Below are 21,054 nucleotides of genomic sequence, written 5' to 3'. Positions count from 1 at the left end.
GAGAAAGCCGCTTATGAAGAAGGCCGCAAGGGCGAAGTGATCAAACTGAATGTGGAATTCAAAGAAGGCGATATCCGCACCAAGGTTGTAGAGATTGTAAAGAGCATGAAAGACGCAGTGTCCTTAACGGATGCGGAAATCATCGTAGCCGGCGGAATGGGCCTTGGAAAGCCGGAAGGCTTCGAGCTGTTAAAACAGCTGGCAGATAAACTGGGCGTAGGCCAGACGGGAACCACAGTAAAACCGAAAATCTACTTTGCATGCGGAATATCCGGAGCGATCCAGCATGCGGCAGGAATGCAGAATTCCGAGCAGATCATAGCGATCAACACCAATGAGAACGCGCCGATTTTTGAGATCGCGGATTATGGAATTGTTGGAGATCTCTATAAAGTAATTCCTGCGATTATGGAAGAGCTGGATAAATAATTTTTGAGCACTAAAAATTTACCAAAGAGAGTTGCGAGTTACTGTATGGGCCTGCTGCTTTTGGCCTTTGGCGTAACTTTCTCGGTCAGATCAAACCTTGGGGTGTCTCCGGTTAACTCTATCCCCTATGTGTTAAGCCTTCTGACCGGAATTGAACAGGGGATATTGACAACCTGTGTGTTTTGTTCCTATATCCTCATTCAGGCAGCTATATTAAGAAAAGAGTTTAAACCAATCAATCTGTTACAGATTGTATTTGCTTCAATTTTTGGTTACTTTGTTACCTTCTCCAATCATTTGTGGGCGTTCTTACCAGCGCCTGCAAATTACGGAGTGCGTTTAGGATTTCTGGCTGTCAGCATGGTTTTCGTTGCGCTGGGGCTGATGTTCTACCTGGCTGCCGATATTGTCCCCCAACCGGCAGAAGGCGTGATGTTGGCGATTAATTTAAAAACCGGCGTTGAATTTTCCAAGGTTAAGGTCATGTTTGACGTAACAGTAGTCATAATCGCAGCAGCAATCTCCTTAATCGGATTCGGAAAGCTGCAGGGCGTGAGGGAAGGGACCCTGATAGCGGCCATCGGAATTGGAAAAATCCTTGGAATTCTGAACCAGAAATACAAGAAATCCATTGAAGATTTCCTTCACAACATGTAACATAGATCATTTGAGTTGTATTTGATATTCTCCTTGGAAAACACGGTCAAAGTGAAATTGGCCGTGTTTTTTCCTGTTCATAGGGGTTAAAATATTCCTCACCGCCCGGCTGCGGGAAACGTTATAATGAAGAACTATATAATATAGAAGGTTCAGGATCGAAAAAACTCTTTTTCACCGGACGCATAACCTGCAAAAGGGGCAAAAGGGCTTTTTTAATTCCCTCTGGGACAAAACGAAATATTTAGGACAAAAGGTTTAAAAATATGATACAATAGAGCAATGAATATAGATGTGAGGTACAGCAGCCATGGCTCAAAACAGAGGAATTAATCAAGATGTAACACAGGAGATGAACCGTTCTCTCCTTCTGAAAAATCTGAGACGGAAAGGGACCTGTTCCAGAGTCCAGTTAGCCAATATTACGGGGCTGAAGCAGGCGACCGTCACGAATATTATGAAAGATTTCCTGAATTGGGGCCTGGTTGAGGAAGTCGGCTTTCTGAACGGAAGCAAAGGCCGGCGTTCGATCGGCGTTGCGGTCAGCAGGGACAGGTACCGGGTGATCGGCGTCCGTCTGGCCAGGAACCATTACAGCGTAGGGCTGTTCGATCTTGCCGGAGGTCTGGTTAAGGAAAAAAAGGTGGAATTTACCGAGGATGGAAACTTGGATGCGCTCTCGATCCTTGGACAGATTTCCGATGAGATCCGTTCACTTGTAAAGGGATGCCGGAAAGAAAAGATTCTTGCGGTGGGTATGGCGGTGCCGGGACCATTTATTGCTAAAAAGAACCGGATTGCCCTCATTACGGGAGCGGATATCTGGAAGGACATCGATTTAAAGATGTATTTTGACAAGGAACTGGAACTGCCGGTATTTTTAGAGCACAATGCCAACGCCGGCGCCTGCGCCCATATGTGGAACATGAAAGAACAGTACCATGACGATATATTGATCTATATCGCCGCAGGACAGGGAATTGGGGCGGGCATTATCATGGACGGCAAAATTTATCAGGGAGCTTTGGGGACGGCGGGAGAAATCGGACATATGACCATCGAGAGGGATGGAAAACCGTGTTCCTGCGGAAACCGGGGGTGCCTGGAACGCTATACCTCCTCCCTGGAGCTGGTAAAGGCCGTCTATGGGGATAAAGCCGGAATGCCGGGGTGTAATTTCAAAGATGTGGAACAGAGAATCCGCCGGGGAGACCTGGAATGCGTGGAACATTATAAAAAGGCCTGCGAGAGCCTGGGGATCGGGATCATCAATTTGGTAAATGTTTTAAACCCCAATCTGGTGATCGTGGGAGATGAGATGTCCAAGCCTGATCCCCGGCTCATGGAGCAGATCATCAGGGATACGGTTAAAAAGAGAATCCTGCCGGACGTGTGGGAGGAACTTTCGCTGGAGATCAGCCAATATGAAGGAGATCCCATTCTGACCGGAGCGGCAATTGTGGCTATTAACCGGATTTTTGATGATCCGGGACGCTTTATTGAACGCAGCAGTTCAGACGGCGGGAAAATTGGTTGAAAAATAATGTCAGGCCCGCTGGTAAGCCATTTTTTTAACTATTTTTTGTATCGGACGGGACAGCCGGTGCTTCTTTGCCGGATATATGGTTCAGGAAGAGGTATTCTATGGACTATAGCTGATTGGTACAGAATAAATGGATAAAAATAGGGAAAAAGTAATTGACTTTTCCTAAAATGGTGATATGATTTAATCAGTGTATTAATTAATTCAATTAATACATAAAACGGAATAAGAATGAAAACAAATTTAATAAGGTCTTAGAAAAGGAGAAAGAGGTATGAGATTTTTTATCGACACAGCAAAAGTGGAAGACATTAAAAAAGCCAATGATATGGGGATTATTTGCGGTGTTACCACCAATCCGTCCCTGATTGCAAAAGAGGGAAGGGATTTTAACGAAGTGATCAAGGAAATCACCTCCATCGTGGACGGACCGATCAGTGGTGAGGTGAAAGCGACCACAGTGGATGCGGAAGGCATGATCGCAGAAGGAAGAGAAATTGCAGCCATCCATCCAAACATGGTTGTGAAGATTCCCATGACAGTTGAAGGCTTAAAGGCGACAAAAGTTCTGGCAAGTGAAGGGATTAAGACCAATGTTACTTTAATTTTCACTGCAAACCAGGCCCTTTTGGCAGCGCGCGCAGGAGCAACCTATGTTTCTCCATTCCTGGGCCGTTTAGATGATATTTCCCAGTGCGGAGTGGATTTAATCAGAACAATTGCTGAAATCTTCCAGGTTGCGGGTCTGGATACCCAGATCATCGCTGCCAGCGTGAGAAATCCGATCCATGTTACAGACTGTGCTCTGGCAGGAGCCGACATCGCTACCGTTCCATATTCTGTACTGGAGCAGATGACAAAACATCCGTTAACAGACCAGGGAATTGAAAAATTCCAGAAGGACTATATCGCTGTATTCGGTGAATAAGATATAAGGATGATACAGCCGTTTTAGGTGAATAGAATTTACATAATTCCACCTTTCCACGAAATGGATTTCTTTGAATTGTTAACCTCTTGAAAAATGCCTCATACTGTGGTATACTCAAACCGTAAAGAAACATTACTAAATTGAATTTTTTGTAATTCCTGAAATGTTCGACAATCTTACCTTTTTTGAACCTACAGTATGACATCAGGGATTCCTATATTTATAAGCGGATGTCAAGCCTCCTCTGAGTGGAAGGCAGATGCTTATGTGCGGTTGCCCACCTAGCGTTGCTAGGCGTCAATAAGTAAGAAACGGCATTTTGGGGTTACAAAAGATAAAAGCAGCGAGCAATCGCTGCTTTATCTTTTTTTCATAATGTGTTAAGATAACAAAGAATATACTAGATAAGGAGGCATTATGAAAAACCAGAAATACAAATACTACCTATACTGGGGCATTACGGCGTTCGCAGTGATCGCCGCCTGTATAGCTTTTGCATTCCTGATTATAAGAGGGAGCAGTGTCAGAAGCGGATTGAAGGAACTTAATTCCATATTAGCGCCGATTACATATGGCGCCGTCCTGGCCTATCTGCTCACGCCCATTTATAACCGTTATGTGAATAAAACCCGTCCCGGATTTGAGAAGATGCTGCACAGCAAAAAGGCCGGTGAGAGCTGTGCAAAGGCTGTGGGCACTTTAGTCAGCCTGGTACTCATCATTGTAGTTGTGGTAGGCTTATTTTGGATGATCCTTCCACAGGTCATTACCACCATCAACGGGGTGATTGAAAGCTTTCCCAATAATGCGGATATGCTGTACCAGTGGCTCCAACAGGTTCTGGCGGACAATCCTCAGGTGGAGGAAACCGTGCTGGGAAGTTATGAAAAAGGGCTTTTGCAGTTGGAAACCTGGGTTACCACAGATCTGGTGAAGGTGATGTCCAGCGTGGTATCCGGCGTTTTATCCGGCGTGGTGTTTATTAAAAACCTTTTAATCGGACTGATCGTCATGGTATATCTGCTGAACATTAAAGACCTGTTTGCGGCCCAGAGCAAAAAGCTGGTTTACGGGCTGTTTCCGCTGTGGCTGGCCAACCGGGTGATTGAGAAAGTCCGTTTTATCCATCAGGTATTCGGTGGATTTATTATCGGAAAGCTTCTGGACTCCCTGATCATCGGAATCATTTGTTTTGTATGTCTGACGATTATGAAGATGCCTTATATCATGCTCATCAGCGTGATCGTCGGGGTTACGAATATTATTCCATTTTTCGGACCTTTCATCGGTGCAATTCCCAGCGCTGTGCTTCTCTTGTTTGTGAGCCCGGTTAAGTGTTTGTATTTTCTGATTTTCATACTGCTTTTACAGCAGTTTGACGGTAATATATTAGGACCTAAAATTTTGGGGAATTCTACAGGTTTATCAAGCTTTTGGGTGTTGTTCTCAATTCTTGTATTCGGAGGGATATTGGGGCCTATCGGTATGATCATTGGGGTGCCGGCATTTGCGGTCATTTACAGCCTGATTTCTGAATGGGTGTGCAGTTCGCTTAAAAAGAAGAATCTTTCGGTTCTGACAGATGATTACCATGGCCTGGACCATATAGATGAAGAAAAGAAAACATATATAAAATAAGGGGCATTTATGCAGAAAAAGCGATTTATCCGATGGTTTGCCGGGATGCTGACGTTGGTCATATCCCTGATCATCATCATACTTGTATATGAACCGGAAGAGGAAGGGATTCAAAGAGCGGCTGCTTTTAAGGCGGCGGCTCTTTCTGTGGATTCGAAGGAAAACTGCATAGCAAAGGCGAAGGGACAGCAGAGCAGGTTTACGGCAAAAGACCAGAAGAACTGGTATGTACCCTATATGGATTACCTGTACCAGACCGGATATCTTTCGGAAGAGCTGACGCCGGCCAATTCGGATACTGCGGAGGGCCATTTAACATATGCGGAGGTGGATTTCCTGGCGGGACAGATTTCCAAAGATCTGAAAAATCTGGTTCGTATGACAAGGCAGAACAAAGACGACCCCTATCCGGAAGACCAGTGGTGGTATTTTTATGACCAGCTGCTGGAAGAAAATGGAAACCGGCAGGAGGTAAAGGAAGAAACCATTCTGGTCTATGGCACCATTGCAAATGTGGAAACGGCAAAACCGTGGACGGTATATACGAACAAAGGAGATTTTGGCTTTGAAGGGCTGGCCATGGATGCTTATATTGATAATGAGCTGGATGTGGTATACCGGGACAATGAAATTATCAGAATCAAAGAACTGGTTTCAACAGAAGTCACGTACAGCAATGTATGGCTGAGCCAGGGAAATGAGAGTACATATAAGGTTTACTTGGGAACCATTACCCGTGAATTTGACGTTAAAGATCAAATTGACGATCCTGGGCAGTATCTGAACAACTTGGCGGACATCCGGCTTGATAAGGGCAGACTCATAAAAATATCTTTGAAAAAGGAACGGATTCAGGGCAGGGTTCTGGAAGTCAAAGAGGATACGATCGAGATCGAAAACTATGGGGAAGTTCCTTTGGATGAGAATTTCAAGGTCTATAAAACATATGGGGAATTTAAGGTCCAGAAGATGAGCGATCTCCTTGTGGGTTATGATTTACAGGAATTTATTGTGGCCAATGGGAAACTGTGCGCGGCTTTAACGGTCCGTCCGTTTGATGCGGAACAGATCCGGGTGCTCTTAATGGACACTGGTTTTAAATCCATTTTCCATCAGCAGATTTCTCTGGTTTCGGAAGTTCCGCTGAAAATTACCTATGGGAAAAAAGAGGAGACTGTGGCGGCGGGTCAGCCGTTTACCATCACGCCGGAAGATGAACGCCTGAAAGAAGGCCGTTTAATCCTGCAGCCGGAAGACGGAAACGGTGAGATCCAGGTGACTACGATTGAGCGGGGGCTGGGTGTCCCTTCTTATGGCGGCCGTTTGGAAATCAAACTGGAGGAAGAGGGGCTGGTGCTGGTAAATGAGCTGTTTTTGGAAGAATATCTGGTGAAAGTAGTCCCCAGTGAGATGCCAAACAGCTATGAGATGGAAGCTTTAAAAGCCCAGGCGGTCTGTGCCAGAACCTATGCGTACCGGCAGATCCGCAGCAACAGCTACAGCAGATACGGCGCCCATGTGGACGACAGCACCAATTATCAGGTCTACAACAATATTATAACCGATTCCAAAACCGCAGAGGCTGTCAATCAGACATACGGGATGCTGCTTCTCTATAATGAATCCCCAGTGGAAGCATATTATTTTTCAACATCCTGCGGACACACCACAGACGGCACGATCTGGGGCGCCTCTCCGGAAGATGTGCCCTATTTGGAGGGGACTCTGAGCAGGGATGGAGGCGGTATTTTAAACCTTACCAGCAATGTGGATTTTGCTGATTTCATCAAGAATAAAAATTACGCATCCTTTGAATCCTCATTTCCGTTTTACCGCTGGAGCACTTCTATCACAAATAAACAACTGGAGGCCAAAATCGACGGCATAGGCTCCATCACCGGGATGAGTATGAAGGAACGGGGTGTGGGCGGAATCGGAAAAGTTTTGGAAGTTGAAGGTACGGAAGGAACCAAAACCATCAAAGGCCAGAGTCAGATCCGGTCAATGCTGGGCAATCCGGAATTAGTCATTAAAAAGAACGATGGTGAAACCATCACAGGATGGAACACCCTTCCGAGCGCATTCATAGCCGTTGAGACGGAAGCAGCGGATGAAAATGGAGTCATTACCTTCCGGATTTACGGAGGCGGCTACGGACACGGCGTAGGAATGAGCCAGAACGGAGCCCAGGGGATGGCGAAATCAGGTTATACGTTTGATAAAATTTTAAAATTCTATTATCACGATGTACAAATAAAGGAACCTTAAAGTTTTGGGGTGGGGGAATCTTTATTAAGGTTCGTGAAAGTAACGCCTGTAAGAAGGGGAAGCTGGGGCGGAGGGCAAGGACGGGCGGCCAAAGGGGAGGACCAAAGGCGGCGGGGATCTTGTTCCGACCGTTAAGTGGAACTAAGGCTTTCAGGATGGAAAAAGGCGGTGCGATGCCCATTCACGGTAAACTCTTTATGGACTTTACCGTTCAGGGGCATCTCAGACACTGATTCGGAATTCAGTGTCTGCCCGCCTTTTTCCATCCTGAAAACCTAAGTTCCACTAAACGGTCTCCACAGGATCCCTGCCGCCTTTGGTCCTCCCCTTTGGCCGCCCGTCCTTGCCCTCCTCCCCAGCTTCCCCTTCTTACATGCTGTGTACTGGGTGCGCTGCGGATAATAAAGATTGGGAGAATGGAAGTAGAAAATACAAAAAGGCGTTTGGTTGAGACGATGTTTGGTATTTAGTGCAGGTTATGGCATAGATATTTTATGTAATTGACGTGGGGATTAACAGTAAAGCGTCAAGGCTTTTTCGAAAATGCCTTGACGCTTTACGTTAAATTTTCTTATAATTTGCAGAATTGTTTTTAATTACTAGGACCAGAGAAAACCAGCAGGAAAGCGGGGAGGGCGGACGGCGGGAAAGAGGACCGGAGAGCGGAACGGGGGAAACCAACGATCCAGGGGGCGTGTGGAAACCGTTTAGTGGAACTTAGGTTTTCAGCAGGACAGAAGGTGGGCAGAAACTGAAAACCGAATCAGTTTCTGAGATGTCCCTGAACGGTGAAGTCATGAGGAGTTCGCCGTGAATGGGCATCGGACCGCCTTCTGTCCTGCTGAAAGCCTTAGTTCCACTTAACGGCTGGAATCAGATCCCTGGATCGTTGGTTTCCCCCGTTCCGCTCTCCGGTCCTCTTTCCCGCCGTCCGCCCTCTCCACTTTTCTGCGTTACTTTCACTAATTAAATCCCAATTTCACCCTCCACTCTAATTCAAAACTACCGGTACAAAAACACCGGCAGCCCATCTTTTTCCGGCTGAATAACGTTCCCTTGGATTAAGGGCAGCGCATAGTCCAGAAATTCCTGTCCGATATCGGTGCCGTTTTTGGTGATCCATTGGCTGGGGAATGGTTTTTCTTTGTTGCAGACATCATTTACGTCGACGGTCATACAGGACAATTCATAAGCTGGTCCGGATGTGCGGCGGAATGCCGTCATTTTTCCGGTCTGTCCTTCTAATGCGGCCAGGACGCCGTGGGAAGCGGCCAGGATGGCTTCTTTAATATCGGTTTCTGAAATGATTGCGGCGCTGCAGCGCTGGCAGACGTTTAATTCGACGGAGCGTACTTTGACGCCCAAACGGTTGCGTACGAAATTTTCCAGGACTTTTCCGCATCCCGTCAGCATCTTATGGCCGAAGGAATCCAGGCGGGCTTCGTCATCGTATTCGCAGATAAACTTGCCGTGGCTGTCGGAGATCCCTTCCGATACGCAGACAATCACATTGGGCTGTCTTTCAAGGGCTGTTTCGATATTGCGGATAAAACTGTCCATATCGAAGTCGGATTCCGGAAGATAGATGAATAGTGGGTTGTCCCCTTCGTATTTGCGGGCGAGTTTGGCGGCAGCGGTCAGCCATCCGGCATGACGGCCCATCAGTTCTACGATGGTAACGGCCTTCTGCTGGTAAACAGAAGCGTCCATGACGATTTCCCGCACCGTGTTGGCCACGTATTTAGCCGCGCTGCCATATCCCGGAGTGTGGTCGGTGAGGATTAAATCATTATCTATAGTTTTGGGGATGCCGATAAAACGGATATCGCTGCCTGATTTGGAAGCGTACCGGGATAGTTTGCTGACGGTATCCATGGAATCATTTCCGCCGATATAGAAGAAATATCCAATATTGAGCCGGCTGAATTTTTGAAAAAGGGAAGGATAGATGACGGAATTAAAATCTTCCGGAAGCTTAAAACGGCAGGAACCTAAATAAGCGGCGGGAGTGAGTTTGAGAATTTCCTTATCTTCATCTGAAAGCGTGGTGAGATCCATGTAATCATCCCTGAGAAATCCTTCAATTCCATGTATCATGCCATAGACGCTGCCAACCTGTTCTCTATGATTGAGCCCTTCTTTTAAAATTCCGTATAAACTGGCGTTGATTACAGCAGTAGGGCCGCCGGATTGTCCGACAATAATATTTTTTTTCATCTGTGTGTGCTCCTTTGTCAGTTAAGAATGTGAAAAAATGGTTCTTTTTTTAAGTCCCAGGTACTATTCTATAATAGGACATCATTCTGTGCAACCTTTATTAAATATAACAGTTCAGAAGACAGGCCGTCTGAACTGTTATGATTAAATACTTTCACAATTGGAAAAATTGTTGTATAATAATAATAAATTGCTAAGAATGAGGGATATACATGACAATATATAATAATAGCCAGCCGGCAACCGTAGATGAAGTCTACCAGGATATGTGTGAAAGAATTACAAGCTTGCAGCTGGAACCGGGGCAGAAGATCAGTGAAAACCAGATCTGTGAGGATTACGGAGTGTCCCGTTCTGTGATCCGGACTGTGTTTACCCGTTTAAACCAGAGAAAGCTGATAGAAGTATACCCTCAGAGAGGGACTTATATCAGTAAGATTGATTTGGAGTTCATTGCCGATTTATTATTGCTCCGGACAGCCATCGAGAAGGAGGTGCTGTATGAGATTTTTGATACGATGGACATGGGGCAGAGGAAGAATCTGACGGATCAATTGAAACAGAATCTGGAACAGCAGAAAAAGTACATACATTTCAGCACCTATGAGCCGGAGTTCAAACGCCTGGATTCAGAATTTCACAGAATCATGATCGACAGCGTTCAGAGGTATAACCTGATGCAGCTGATGGAAGAGAATATGATTCATATTACCAGATGGAGGAATTTTGATGTTGTATTTGACCGGAGAGTTCCGGAATTGATCTCCCAGCATGAGGCGATCTATAACGCCATCTGTGACAACGATTTGACGAGATCGGTCCGTGCAATGTCCGATCATTTGGAGACAATATCAAAGATTCATGACCGGGCAAAAGCGAAGTACCCACAGTATTTTATTTAAATGATTCGTCAATTTACTCAATTATTAAAAAAATATAAAATATCTATTTACATTTATGACAATATTTGATAATATATTACCAGTAGGAAGGAATTGTTCATGTTATATTTGTGTAATATGAACAGTTTTTTGGGGACATCTTGTATACTAGAGTTCAAGGCATTGAACGGTTGAAAATTACACATTTTCTTTCAAATTGGTTTGTATACTAGTATAGAAGATGTTATTTCTTGCAGTTATTGTTAAAAAATAGACAAAGAGGTCAGAGAAGATGTATACACTAGGAATCGACATAGGATCAACTACTTCTAAATGTATCATTTTAAAAGATGGTACGGACATTTTGGGAAGCTCTATTGTCATAGCAGGAACAGGGACTCATGGCCCCCAGCAGGCGCTTGAAGAGGTTTACCGCTCAGCGGGAATTTCAAAAGACGATATAGCCTGTACGGTGGCCACCGGTTATGGAAGAAAATTGTTTGAGGGAGCTGATGATGAAATCAGCGAATTAAGCTGCCATGCCCGGGGAGTCCATTTTGTTTTTCCGGGAGTACATACGGTAATTGACATTGGAGGCCAGGACGCAAAGGTTTTGGCGATTAATGAAAATGGCAGAATGACAAACTTTTTGATGAATGACAAATGTGCAGCCGGAACTGGAAGGTTTCTGGATGTCATGGCAAACATTCTGCAGTTAAAAATCGGAGATTTGGAGACGGAAGCCGCTAAGGCTGAGGCTCCTGTTAAGATATCAAATACCTGTACGGTATTTGCAGAATCTGAAGTAATCTCACAGCTTGCATCAGGAGTTGCTATTCCGAATCTGGTGGCAGGGATCTGTGAATCTGTAGCGGGAAGGGTCGCGACCCTTGCAAAACGGATCGGGATAAAGGAACAAGTGTGCATGAGCGGCGGTGTAGCCCAAAACGGCGGCGTCCGTAAGGCCATGGAAAAGGAATTGGGAGTACCGGTTTGCTATTCCGAAATGGCCCAGTTAATGGGGGCCCTTGGTGCTGCATTGTACGCATATGATAAAGCAACAAATTAAAGGAGGCGTTATTCATGGGTGAAGAGGTTAAGAAACCAAAGTACACACCAGATCCAAACTCTGCGAAGTACAAACTGAATGCAATTGTGGAAAAGCATTACAGGGAAGTACAGGAAGCGAAAGACAGAGGAGAAAAGATCGGCTGGTGTGCCAGCAATTTCCCACAGGAGATTTTCCAGACATTGGGAGTTAAGGTTTGCTATCCTGAGAACCAGGCAGCAGCGATCGCGGCAAGAGGTGCCGGACAGAGGATGTGCGAGATATCAGAGGCGGAAGGCTATTCTAACGATATCTGCGCATATGCAAGAATCAGTTTAGCGCATATGAAAGTCGGCGAAACGCCGGAGCAGAATATGCCGCTGCCGGATTTCCTGCTTTGCTGCAACAACATTTGTAACTGTATGATTAAATGGTACGAGAATATCGCAAAAGAACTGAATATTCCATTGATCTTAATCGATATTCCGTTCAACCCGGACTATGAAGTATCGGATGCTCAGGTGGCATATGTAAAGGGACAGTTCCTGGCAGCCATCAAACAGTTGGAAGAGATCACCGGTAAGAAATGGTCTGATGAGAAATTCAAGGAAATTATGGAAATTTCCAACCGTACATCCAGAGCATGGCTGGAAGCGACTGCTTATACCAAATACACACCTTCACCGCTTAACGGATTCGATCTGTTGAACCACATGGCGGTAGCCGTATGCGCGAGAGGTACTGTTGAGGCGGCGGAAGCATTTGAATGCCTGCTGGAAGAGTACAAGAAAGCCGTAGCAGAAGGAACCAGTACGTTCCGTGCAGAAGAGAAGTACAGAATCATGTTTGAAGGCATTGCCTGCTGGCCTCATCTGCGTGTGACTGCAACCGGATTAAAATCCCGGGGAATCAACATGGTTGCTACAATTTATGCCGATGCGTTTGGATTCATTTATGATGATTTCGACGGCCTGATTAAGGCATACTGCAGCGTACCGAACTCCATGAACCTGGAAAAATCCAGAGATATGAGAGATGCGATCGTTAAGAGAACCAATGCAGAAGGCCTGTTAGTACATACCAACCGTTCCTGCAAACTCTGGAGTGGATTTATGTATGAGATGAGCCGTCAGATCGGGGAAGACTGCAACATTCCTGTTACCTCATTTGATGGGGATCAGGCAGATCCCCGTAATTTCTCCGAAGCCCAGTATGATACCCGTGTTCAGGGCTTAACGGAAATTATGGAAGCAAACAAAGGAGGTAAATAATAATGGCAGTAAATGAATTATTAGCTAAATTTCATGAGATTGCTGAATCTCCTAAAAAACAGTTAGACGGATATCTGGCAGCGGGCAAAAAGGTAGTGGCCTGTGTACCGGTTTATACTCCGGAAGAGATCATCCACTCCATGGGCCTTGTTCCTATGGGAGCCTGGGGAGCCGATACGGAAGTGAAGGAAGCGAAAAGATACTTCCCGGCCTTCATCTGCAGCATCATGCAGTCCATCCTGGAACTGGGGATTGCAGGAGAGTACAAGGGAGTTTCAGCTCTGATTGTTCCATCCCTCTGCGATTCATTAAAGAGCCTGGGACAGAACTGGAAATATGCGGTGAAAGACATTCCTTTCATTCCGATGACCTATCCGCAGAACAGAGATAACGAAGTTGGAAAAGCATTTGTAAAAGCGGGATATGAGAGAGTGATCTCTGATCTCACAATTGCTACAGGCGCTCAGTTCAGCGAAGTGGCTCTGAAGAATTCCATTGAGATTTATAATGAGCACAATGCGGTTATGAGAGAACTCAGCGATGTGCTGGCTGCTCATCCTTCCGTAACGCCGTCACAGAGAAATGACATCTATAAGAGCGCATGGTTTATGCTGAAGGAAGAACATACCGCGATGGTTAAGGAACTTTTGGCTGAATTAAAGAATATGCCGGAGGAAGAAAACAACAAGATAAGAGTGATTACTTCCGGTATTCTGGCAGACAGCCCAAGCCTTCTTAAAATCTTTGACGATAACGGACTTCAGGTTGTAGCGGATGATGTGGCACATGAGTCCAGACAGTACCGCACGGACGTACCGGCTATGGATAATCCGGTTGACGCTCTTGCAGAGAAGTTTGCGGCAATGGGCAACTGCTCCGTTCTGTATGACGTAGAGAAGAAACGCGCGGACTACATAGTAGAACTTGCTAAGAAATACGATGCTCGGGGGATCATCGTGCTCATGACCAAGTTCTGCGATCCGGAAGAATTTGATTTCGTTATGATTAAAAAAGCCTGCGAAAAAGCAGATCTCCAGTTAGTTCAGATTGAAGTTGACCGTCAGATGGTAAACTACGAACAGGCTAATACCATGATTGAAACATTTAAAGAAATGATTCAGTAAAAAACTATCATTGGGCGAATTGCGGTGGGTAAGGCTGCAATTCGCTGATATAGGAAAATATGGAGGATATTAGGTATGATAGATAAAAATAAAATGCCGGTAGCGATCGGCGTAGCATTTGTATGGTTCACAACACAGTTCGGCGGCGGTTTTGCATCAGGAAACCAGTTAAGACAGTACTTCGTGTCATTTGGCGTATGGGCATTTCTGACCTGCGTTATGGCTCAGTTCATCGGTGCATTTTATCAGTGGTATGCACTGAAATACGCAAGAAAACATGAAGTATATGACTACAGAAGCTTTAACAACAGTTTCTATGGAAAATATGCTCCGATCTTCTCAAACTTATATGAATTGGTTTACATTGTTACCCTTTGTGTTGCTCCGGCAGCAGCATTCGCAACAGGCGTCAGCACAATGGAAAGCGCATTTGGTATTAACCATTGGGTTGGAACGATCTTTGTAGGAGCATTTATTTTCATCGTTGCTGTTTATGGCACCAACGTTGTTCGTAAGGTTGCATCTACACTGTCCGTATTGATCGTAGCAGGACTTTTCATAGTATATATTCCTAACATCATCGCACAGTGGGGAGATATCACAGCCAATATTTCAGCAAGTGCTGCAAATCCCGCACCTTTAGGCAGCGCTATCTGGACCGGCGTTGTTTACGCAGCATTCCAGCTGGCTTCCATCGGTCTTTTGGTTCAGCACTCCAAACCATTCAGCAGCCCTGATGATGCGAAAACATCTATGGTTTACGGTTTCTTTGTAAATGCAATTATCTGCTTGATGGCAGTGCTTGGTCTTATGGCAATTACCAATGATCCGAACTTTGCAACAGAGAGCATTCCGCTTCTGATCCTTGTAAATAAGGGGGTTGCTCCGTCATTGTTAAGACCGATTATTTCAATCCTTATCGTTCTTGGTTCCGTATCAACGGCTGTTAACATGATCGCAGGTATGTCAAACCGTGTCTGCTCCTCCATGGATAAGAACTTTGATCCAACTGCAAAACCTGGAATGAACGTTGTTATCGTAACTTTGGTATGTACAATAGTAGCATTTGCTATCGCTCAGCTTGGTCTGAACAAGATCGTTGCTGTTGGATATAAGTATCTTGGTTACCTGACAATTCCGGTTATCATGATTCCTTACATTGTACATATGGTAGCTACAAAATTTGATACAATTGATTTAAAAGACAAAAAATAATAGGTAAGGTATTTTCATCTTTTGCAGTGATAGTTATTCAGTGAATCTGCATAATTATATCAACTGCCATTAAAAAAGTTATTTTAGGATTTGATTCAAAATGTCTGAAGAACAGGGGGTTAATTATGCAGATATTTTTAGTAGTGTTGAGTTTAGCACTGTTGATTTTCTTATGTTTTAAAGGTGTACCGATCTTTTTCTCAGCCATGATCTCCGGTATCTTCCTGCTGCTGACAGCAGGAATGAACCCGGTAGAGCAGCTGACAACTACATATGTGAACGGTTTATCCGGATATTTCGGTAAGTTTTTCTTCATCTTCGTATTAGGATCGTTGTTTGGCAAACTGACCGATATCAGCGGCGCGGCCGATGCCATCGCAAAAACCATCATTGACAAGCTTGGTGATAAGTTCATCATCCCGTCAATCGTTATTGCAGGCGCTGTTTTAACATACGGCGGTGTTTCCGTATTCGTATGTATGTTCACACTGTATCCGCTTATGGTTTCTCTGTTTAAGAGAGGCGATATTTCCAGAACCTTAATTCCGGCTGTATACTTCGCAGGCGCCGGTACTTTTACAGGAATGATGCCTGGTTCACCTCAGATTCAGAACCTGATGCCAGGACAGGTGCTTGGCACACCGGCAACGGCTGCATTGGTTCCTGGTCTGCTTTCAGCAGCATTTGAAGCTGTTTTGGTATTCATTTTTATCATCTGGTATGCAAACAACAGCAAGAAAAAAGGCAAACACTTTGAAATGACCGCAAAAGACAAGGCCATGCTGGAACTGAAAAAGAACAAGGAACTTCCAAGTTTCCTCATCGCTTTAATTCCGATGATCATTCTGTTGGTGGCTTTGAATATCTTTAAGCTGTCTGCTGAAGTTTCCTTGTTTGTCGGATTCATGGCAGGACTTATTTTCTACTACAAACAGATTCCATGGAAGGAGATCTGGAAACATCTGGGTGACGGTACAAAAGATGGTACGGGATCGCTGTTTAACACATCCGCAGTGGTTGGATTTGGTTCATTAGTACAGGCAACGCCTGCATTTACAACCCTGATCGGCGCGGTTACCAGCATCGGAGGAAGTCCTCTTATCGCATCCGCTGTTGCGGTAACAACCTTAGCAGGTGTCTGCGGTTCCGGTTCCGGCGGCCTTGGTATTGCCCTTCCTATCATTAAGGAATACTTTGTTCCGATGGGTGTTAATATTGAAGCCCTGCACAGGGTTTCCGCATTAGCCAGCTTAGGTTTGGATTCCCTGCCTCATAACGGATTGGTAGTTTCCGTATTGAATGTAACGGAAAATGATCACAAGAGTTCTTACTTCCCGGTATTTATCGCTACTTGTGTAATTCCGTTAATCACATTAGTATTTATGATTATTTTGTTTTATGCGTTTGGCATGGCTTAAAAGAGCCGGTCTAAAAAGGAGAGGGTTATATGTTTATTAATTTTCCGGAAATACATACCCCGATTCAAGGTATGGAAAATGTTCCGATTCCCAATATGGTTACAATCCGGCAGAGCTATGATCCGACGAAGATAGAGGATGTCAAGGCTCACATGGAAGCGGAATTGGAAAAGGTTCAGAATAAAGAATCCTATAAAGGAAAGAGAATCTGCATTACAGCAGGAAGCCGGGGAATCCCGGATTTGGATGTAATGCTCCGCACCATCTGTGATAAGTTAAAATCCTGGGGCGCAGAACCGTTCATCATCCCGTCCATGGGCAGCCATGGCGGCGCTACGGCCGAAGGTCAGGTGGAAATGCTGGAAGGCTATAATATCACGGAAGAGAGCATGGGGGTTCCGATTCTGTCTTCCATGGAAGTGGTGCAGTATGATGAGTTAAACGGAATTCCGCTGTACTGTGACAAATATGCTTTTGAATCAGACGGTATTGTTATTTTCAATAAAGTGAAACCTCATACGGATTTCAGAGGACCTCATGAAAGCGGTATGGCTAAGATGATAGCCATCGGTATCGCTAAGCATAAAGGAGCCAGCATGTTCCACAGCTTCGGTTTCCACCGTTTTACGGAGTTAATTCCTCCGGTAGCAGAGAAATTCCTGGAAAAATGTCCGTTTGCATTCGGTGTAGGCGTTGTTCAGAACGCATATGACGATATCTGCAACATTGAGGTCTGCAATAAGGATGACTTCATGGAAACAGACGCCAGACTTCTGGAAATCGCAAAGGAGAGAATGGCGAAATTTAAATTCGATGACATTGATGTGCTGATTATCGACGAGATCGGAAAGAATATCAGCGGTAACGGCCACGATCCCAATGTTACAGGAAGAAATATTACCCATACATTCCCTGATACCCTGAATTTAAGAAAACTCTTTATCCGCGGTATCACTCCGGAAGCTCATCATAACGGATGCGGCCTGGGATCGGCTGATGTTACCACAAGACGGTGCCTGAACGATGTGGACTGGGAAGTGACCTGGACCAATGTTCTGACCACCGGACTGATGGATGCCTGCCCGATTCCGCTGTATGTGAATACGGATAAAGAAGCGGTTCTGATGTGTATCAGATGCTGCCATAACCTGGATTACAGCAAGGCCAGAGTTGTACATATTAAAAATACGTTATGTCTGGATGAAATACAGGTTTCTGAAACTCTGTATGAAGCCATTAAAGACATCGACGGTATTTCCTATGTGAGCGGTCCGGTTCCAATGCATTTTAATGAAGATGGCATGATGGATTAATGTTTTATTTACCGATGGGTTGGAAACAGCCCATCGGGTAAATGTTTAAAACTGGTATACAAGTATACAGAGATAGAATCTCAATTGCGGGAGCGTAGATTATGAGTCTTGTATCGAAAACAATTGGAACATGCCTGCATGAACGGGCGGAGGCAATGCCGGATCTGCAGGGATTGGGATACCGTGATTACTGGTATTCATGGAAAGATGTGGATGAGATTTCCGATTTTCTGGCTGTGCGCTATTTAAAGATGGGAATCCGCCATGGAGATCATGCGGCGATTTGGAGTGTAAACAGCCCTAATTTAGTGTTTTGTTTCTTTGCCCTTAACAAGATAGGCGCAGTTTCCGTTTTGGTTAATACCTGTTATAAAGAAAAGGAAATCGGAGACATTTTACAGGACAATGACATCAATTATCTTTTTTACGGTTATGGCTGCAAAAATACCTGTTATAAAGATATGCTGGACCGGGTTCCTTTGAAGAGTTTCCCCAAATTCAAACAAGCGGTTGAATTGGAGGAAAATCCATTGGATAAATGGTATCAGAGAAAGAATTTCCCCGCAATTCTTTCAGATGAAGACAGGCAGCTTTTGAAACAGGCAGAAAAGTCAGTGAGGCCGGAAGACACCGCGTGTATCCTGTTCACTTCGGGAACCACAAGCAAGCCAAAGGGAGTTATGCTGTCTCATTACAGCCTGATTAATAATTCCGCTGAAATTGTAAGACAGATGCATTGGAACAGTGATGAGAAGATTTGTATCTCGGTTCCAATGTTTCATTGTTTTGGAATTACAGCCGGTATTTTGGCGTGTTTAAACAGCGGAGCGGCCGGACATTTGTTAAAATACTATAAGACGCTGGAAGTGTTGGAGCAGATTCAAAAATATAAGTGCACGGTTTTAAACGGCGTGCCTACTATGTTTTTAGCCATGCTCCGCAATAAAAACCGTAAGGACTACGATCTTTCGACGATCCACGGCGGTGTGATTGCGGGATCAGCCATTCTTCCGGCCGAATATTTGGAAATCTGCAGAGAGCTGGACTTGAGAGATCTTCAGGTTTCATACGGACAGACGGAATCGTCCCCGTGTGTTACCATTTCCGCATGCACCGATACGCTGGAGAGAAAATCCACGACTGCGGGAAAGATCATTGATGATATTGAACTGGAGATTTGGGATAGGGCAACAGGGAGAAAGGTTCAAACGGGCCAGCCGGGAGAAATCGTAACCCGGGGATATCATGTGATGCAGGGATATTATAACCGTCCGGAGGAAACGGCAAAGGCCATAGATCCGGAAGGCTGGCTGCATACGGGGGACATAGGATATCTGGATGAAGACGGCTATCTTCACGTGACAGGAAGAATGAAAGAGATGATTATCCGCGGAGGTGAGAACATTTCACCTGTGGAAATCGAAAATTGTATTATAGAGATGCCGGAAGTGGATGAAGTGAAAGTTATCGGAATTCCGGCGGAAGTGCTGCAGGAAGAGATTGCGGCATGCATTATTCCCAAAGAGGGAGTGGTGCTGGAAGCTGAAAAGGTTACCGCTTATGTAAAAACGCGGTTGTCTGATTATAAGGTGCCGAAATATGTTCTGACATTTCAATCGTTTCCAATCAGCGCCAGCGGAAAGGTCTTGTTAAAAGATTTGAAAGACCAGGCTGTCGATATGATAAAGCTAAAACATTAAGGAGGAACAAGCATGTATTTTACAGAACAGCATGAGTTAGTTAGGAAATTGGCCAGGGAGTTCGCGGAAAAAGAACTGACAAAAGAAATCCTTGACCAGGTGGAGGAATCAGAGGAGTTCCCGGAAGAAATTCTTCAGAAGATGGCAAAAGCCGGCTTCTTTGGAATTAAAGTACCGAAAGAATATGGCGGACAGGGAGCAGATGCCCGTTCCTATGTTCTGGTTATGGAGGAATTCTCCAGAGTGAGCGGTGTAGCCAGCATTTATGTTTCTTCACCGAACTCTTTGTCAGGCGGTCCGTTCCTGCTTTCAGGAAATGAAGAGCAGAAGGAAAAATATTTGAAACCTGTTGTAACAGGCGAAAAGAAGGTATGTTTCGCACTTACGGAACCGGGAGCAGGTTCCGATGCAGGCGGCATGACAACAACCGCTGTGAAAGACGGCGATTACTATATTTTAAACGGCAGAAAATGTTTCATCACCATGGCGCCGCTTTCCGATTATGCGGTTGTCTATGCGAAGACCGATATGAGCAAGGGTACGAGAGGCATTTCCGCGTTTATTGTGGACATGAAGCTTCCAGGCGTATCCTGCGGTAAGCCGGAGAAGAAGATGGGCGTGATCGGATGTGCCACCAGTGATATCATTCTGGAAAATGTCCGCGTACATAAGAGCGATCTTCTGGGTGAAGAGGGCAGAGGATTTATCAACGCCATGAAGACTTTGGATACCGGACGTATGGGCGTTGCTGCCCAGTCAATCGGCGTGGCTCAGGGCGCTTTGGATGAAGCAGTGAAATATGCAAAAGAGAGAAAACAGTTCGGCAGAAGAATCGGTGATTTCCAGGCAATCAGCTTCATGATCGCTGATATGGCAACGAAACTGGAAGCGGCAAAACAACTGGTATATAAAACCGCTTATCTGATGGATACCCATCAGGACGCATCCATGGCGGCATCTATGGCTAAATTCTTTGCATCAGAAGCATGTAATGAAATCGTGGGAAAAGCAGTGCAGATTCACGGCGGATATGGCTTTATCAAGGATTACAAGGTAGAGCGCATGTACAGAGACTGCCGCGTATTCACTATTTACGAAGGAACTTCCCAGATCCAGCAGATGGTAATCGCAGGCAAACTGCTGAAGAAATAAAGAAAGCCAGTGTGAAGACAAGAACATCACATGAATATAAATGCCGCTGCCGGCGGCAGAGCGGAGGTAGAAATGAAAATATTAGTTTGTGTAAAACAAGTACCAGATACCAATGAAGTTAAAATTGACCCTGTAAAGGGCACCCTGATCCGTGACGGTGTTCCAAGTATTTTAAACCCGGATGACGCCAACGCATTAGAGGCAGCTCTCCAGATCAAAGACCAGGACCCGGATACTGTAATTGCGGTT

16 protein-coding genes, 1 other RNA gene and 1 pseudogene are annotated in these 21,054 nt (G+C 45.1%); 17 read left to right on the top strand and 1 reads right to left on the bottom strand.

The annotated features are described in order from the left end of the window. The 7 genes from GPL15_RS19325 to GPL15_RS19295 all read left to right on the top strand — a co-directional run. A partial coding sequence (locus GPL15_RS19325; RefSeq protein WP_215700313.1) for an electron transfer flavoprotein subunit alpha/FixB family protein occupies positions 1–429 on the top strand: 429 nt, incomplete at its 5' end. A 3-nt stretch (positions 430–432) separates the two neighbouring features. Further along, positions 433–1,086 (top strand): DUF6198 family protein, encoded by a 654-nt coding sequence (locus GPL15_RS19320; RefSeq protein ID WP_215700312.1) that lies wholly within the window; start codon positions 433–435, stop codon positions 1,084–1,086. Between the two features lie 310 nt (positions 1,087–1,396). Continuing rightward, a complete protein-coding gene (locus GPL15_RS19315; RefSeq protein WP_215700311.1) occupies positions 1,397–2,623 on the top strand; it encodes an ROK family protein in 1,227 nt (408 codons plus the stop codon). Positions 2,624–2,903: 280 nt separating this feature from the next. Then, positions 2,904–3,557 carry a fructose-6-phosphate aldolase gene (fsa, locus tag GPL15_RS19310; RefSeq protein ID WP_215700310.1) on the top strand — a complete coding sequence of 218 codons (654 nt, stop codon included), beginning with the start codon at positions 2,904–2,906 and terminating at the stop codon, positions 3,555–3,557. 155 nt (positions 3,558–3,712) lie between these two features. Continuing rightward, positions 3,713–3,890, top strand: a non-coding RNA gene (gene ssrS / locus GPL15_RS19305) — 6S RNA. Between the two features lie 87 nt (positions 3,891–3,977). Continuing rightward, positions 3,978–5,198, top strand: a complete 1,221-nt coding sequence (locus tag GPL15_RS19300; protein ID WP_215700309.1) for an AI-2E family transporter — start codon at positions 3,978–3,980, stop codon at positions 5,196–5,198. A 9-nt stretch (positions 5,199–5,207) separates the two neighbouring features. Further along, on the top strand, positions 5,208–7,466 hold the full coding sequence (locus tag GPL15_RS19295) for a SpoIID/LytB domain-containing protein (RefSeq protein ID WP_215700308.1): 2,259 nt from the start codon (positions 5,208–5,210) through the stop codon (positions 7,464–7,466). A 1,002-nt stretch (positions 7,467–8,468) separates the two neighbouring features. Here the strand turns inward: GPL15_RS19295 and GPL15_RS19290 are convergent. After that, positions 8,469–9,683, bottom strand: a complete 1,215-nt coding sequence (locus GPL15_RS19290) for a 6-phosphofructokinase (protein ID WP_215700307.1) — start codon at positions 9,681–9,683, stop codon at positions 8,469–8,471. A 212-nt stretch (positions 9,684–9,895) separates the two neighbouring features. Here GPL15_RS19290 and GPL15_RS19285 point away from each other — a divergent pair, with 212 nt between their 5' ends. The 10 genes and pseudogenes from GPL15_RS19285 to GPL15_RS27590 all read left to right on the top strand — a co-directional run. Continuing rightward, positions 9,896–10,585: a GntR family transcriptional regulator gene (locus GPL15_RS19285; protein WP_215700306.1), complete on the top strand. Its 690-nt coding sequence runs from the start codon at positions 9,896–9,898 to the stop codon at positions 10,583–10,585. A gap of 271 nt (positions 10,586–10,856) precedes the next feature. Continuing rightward, the gene (locus tag GPL15_RS19280) at positions 10,857–11,633 is read left to right on the top strand and encodes an acyl-CoA dehydratase activase (protein ID WP_215700305.1); all 777 of its coding nucleotides are present in this window, start codon (positions 10,857–10,859) and stop codon (positions 11,631–11,633) included. Positions 11,634–11,647: 14 nt separating this feature from the next. Continuing rightward, on the top strand, positions 11,648–12,883 hold the full coding sequence (locus GPL15_RS19275; protein WP_215700304.1) for a 2-hydroxyacyl-CoA dehydratase family protein: 1,236 nt from the start codon (positions 11,648–11,650) through the stop codon (positions 12,881–12,883). A gap of 2 nt (positions 12,884–12,885) precedes the next feature. After that, positions 12,886–14,007: a 2-hydroxyacyl-CoA dehydratase family protein gene (locus GPL15_RS19270; protein WP_215700303.1), complete on the top strand. Its 1,122-nt coding sequence runs from the start codon at positions 12,886–12,888 to the stop codon at positions 14,005–14,007. A gap of 75 nt (positions 14,008–14,082) precedes the next feature. After that, complete coding sequence (locus GPL15_RS19265) at positions 14,083–15,222, top strand: hypothetical protein (protein ID WP_215700302.1); 1,140 nt, start codon at positions 14,083–14,085, stop codon at positions 15,220–15,222. Between the two features lie 125 nt (positions 15,223–15,347). Then, positions 15,348–16,640, top strand: coding sequence for a hypothetical protein (locus GPL15_RS19260; RefSeq protein WP_215700301.1), 1,293 nt, complete (start codon positions 15,348–15,350; stop codon positions 16,638–16,640). A 29-nt stretch (positions 16,641–16,669) separates the two neighbouring features. After that, positions 16,670–17,953, top strand: a complete 1,284-nt coding sequence (locus GPL15_RS19255) for a lactate racemase domain-containing protein (RefSeq protein ID WP_215700300.1) — start codon at positions 16,670–16,672, stop codon at positions 17,951–17,953. Between the two features lie 101 nt (positions 17,954–18,054). Then, entirely contained in the window at positions 18,055–19,653 is a 1,599-nt protein-coding gene (locus GPL15_RS19250) for an AMP-binding protein (RefSeq protein ID WP_215700299.1), read from the top strand. 12 nt (positions 19,654–19,665) lie between these two features. Continuing rightward, entirely contained in the window at positions 19,666–20,805 is a 1,140-nt protein-coding gene (locus GPL15_RS19245; RefSeq protein ID WP_215700298.1) for an acyl-CoA dehydrogenase family protein, read from the top strand. A gap of 72 nt (positions 20,806–20,877) precedes the next feature. Beyond that, a pseudogene (locus GPL15_RS27590) lies at positions 20,878–21,054 on the top strand (electron transfer flavoprotein subunit beta); the annotation flags it as partial.

Source organism: Clostridium sp. MCC353, from assembly GCF_018785315.1.
Lineage (GTDB): Bacteria > Bacillota > Clostridia > Lachnospirales > Lachnospiraceae > CHH4-2.
The sequence above is the reverse complement of the archived record's forward strand: the minus strand, read 5'-3'. Positions and strand labels throughout refer to the sequence as shown.

Coding starts and splice junctions, on each gene's coding strand:
- fsa (WP_215700310.1), top strand. CDS start 2,904: ATGAGATTTTTTATCGACACAGCAAAAGTGGAAGACATTAAAAAAGCC.
- GPL15_RS19245 (WP_215700298.1), top strand. CDS start 19,666: ATGTATTTTACAGAACAGCATGAGTTAGTTAGGAAATTGGCCAGGGAG.
- GPL15_RS19295 (WP_215700308.1), top strand. CDS start 5,208: ATGCAGAAAAAGCGATTTATCCGATGGTTTGCCGGGATGCTGACGTTG.
- GPL15_RS19270 (WP_215700303.1), top strand. CDS start 12,886: ATGGCAGTAAATGAATTATTAGCTAAATTTCATGAGATTGCTGAATCT.
- GPL15_RS19290 (WP_215700307.1), bottom strand. CDS start 9,683: ATGAAAAAAAATATTATTGTCGGACAATCCGGCGGCCCTACTGCTGTA.
- GPL15_RS19255 (WP_215700300.1), top strand. CDS start 16,670: ATGTTTATTAATTTTCCGGAAATACATACCCCGATTCAAGGTATGGAA.
- GPL15_RS19275 (WP_215700304.1), top strand. CDS start 11,648: ATGGGTGAAGAGGTTAAGAAACCAAAGTACACACCAGATCCAAACTCT.
- GPL15_RS19250 (WP_215700299.1), top strand. CDS start 18,055: ATGAGTCTTGTATCGAAAACAATTGGAACATGCCTGCATGAACGGGCG.
- GPL15_RS19300 (WP_215700309.1), top strand. CDS start 3,978: ATGAAAAACCAGAAATACAAATACTACCTATACTGGGGCATTACGGCG.
- GPL15_RS19265 (WP_215700302.1), top strand. CDS start 14,083: ATGATAGATAAAAATAAAATGCCGGTAGCGATCGGCGTAGCATTTGTA.
- GPL15_RS19260 (WP_215700301.1), top strand. CDS start 15,348: ATGCAGATATTTTTAGTAGTGTTGAGTTTAGCACTGTTGATTTTCTTA.
- GPL15_RS19280 (WP_215700305.1), top strand. CDS start 10,857: ATGTATACACTAGGAATCGACATAGGATCAACTACTTCTAAATGTATC.
- GPL15_RS19285 (WP_215700306.1), top strand. CDS start 9,896: ATGACAATATATAATAATAGCCAGCCGGCAACCGTAGATGAAGTCTAC.
- GPL15_RS19315 (WP_215700311.1), top strand. CDS start 1,397: ATGGCTCAAAACAGAGGAATTAATCAAGATGTAACACAGGAGATGAAC.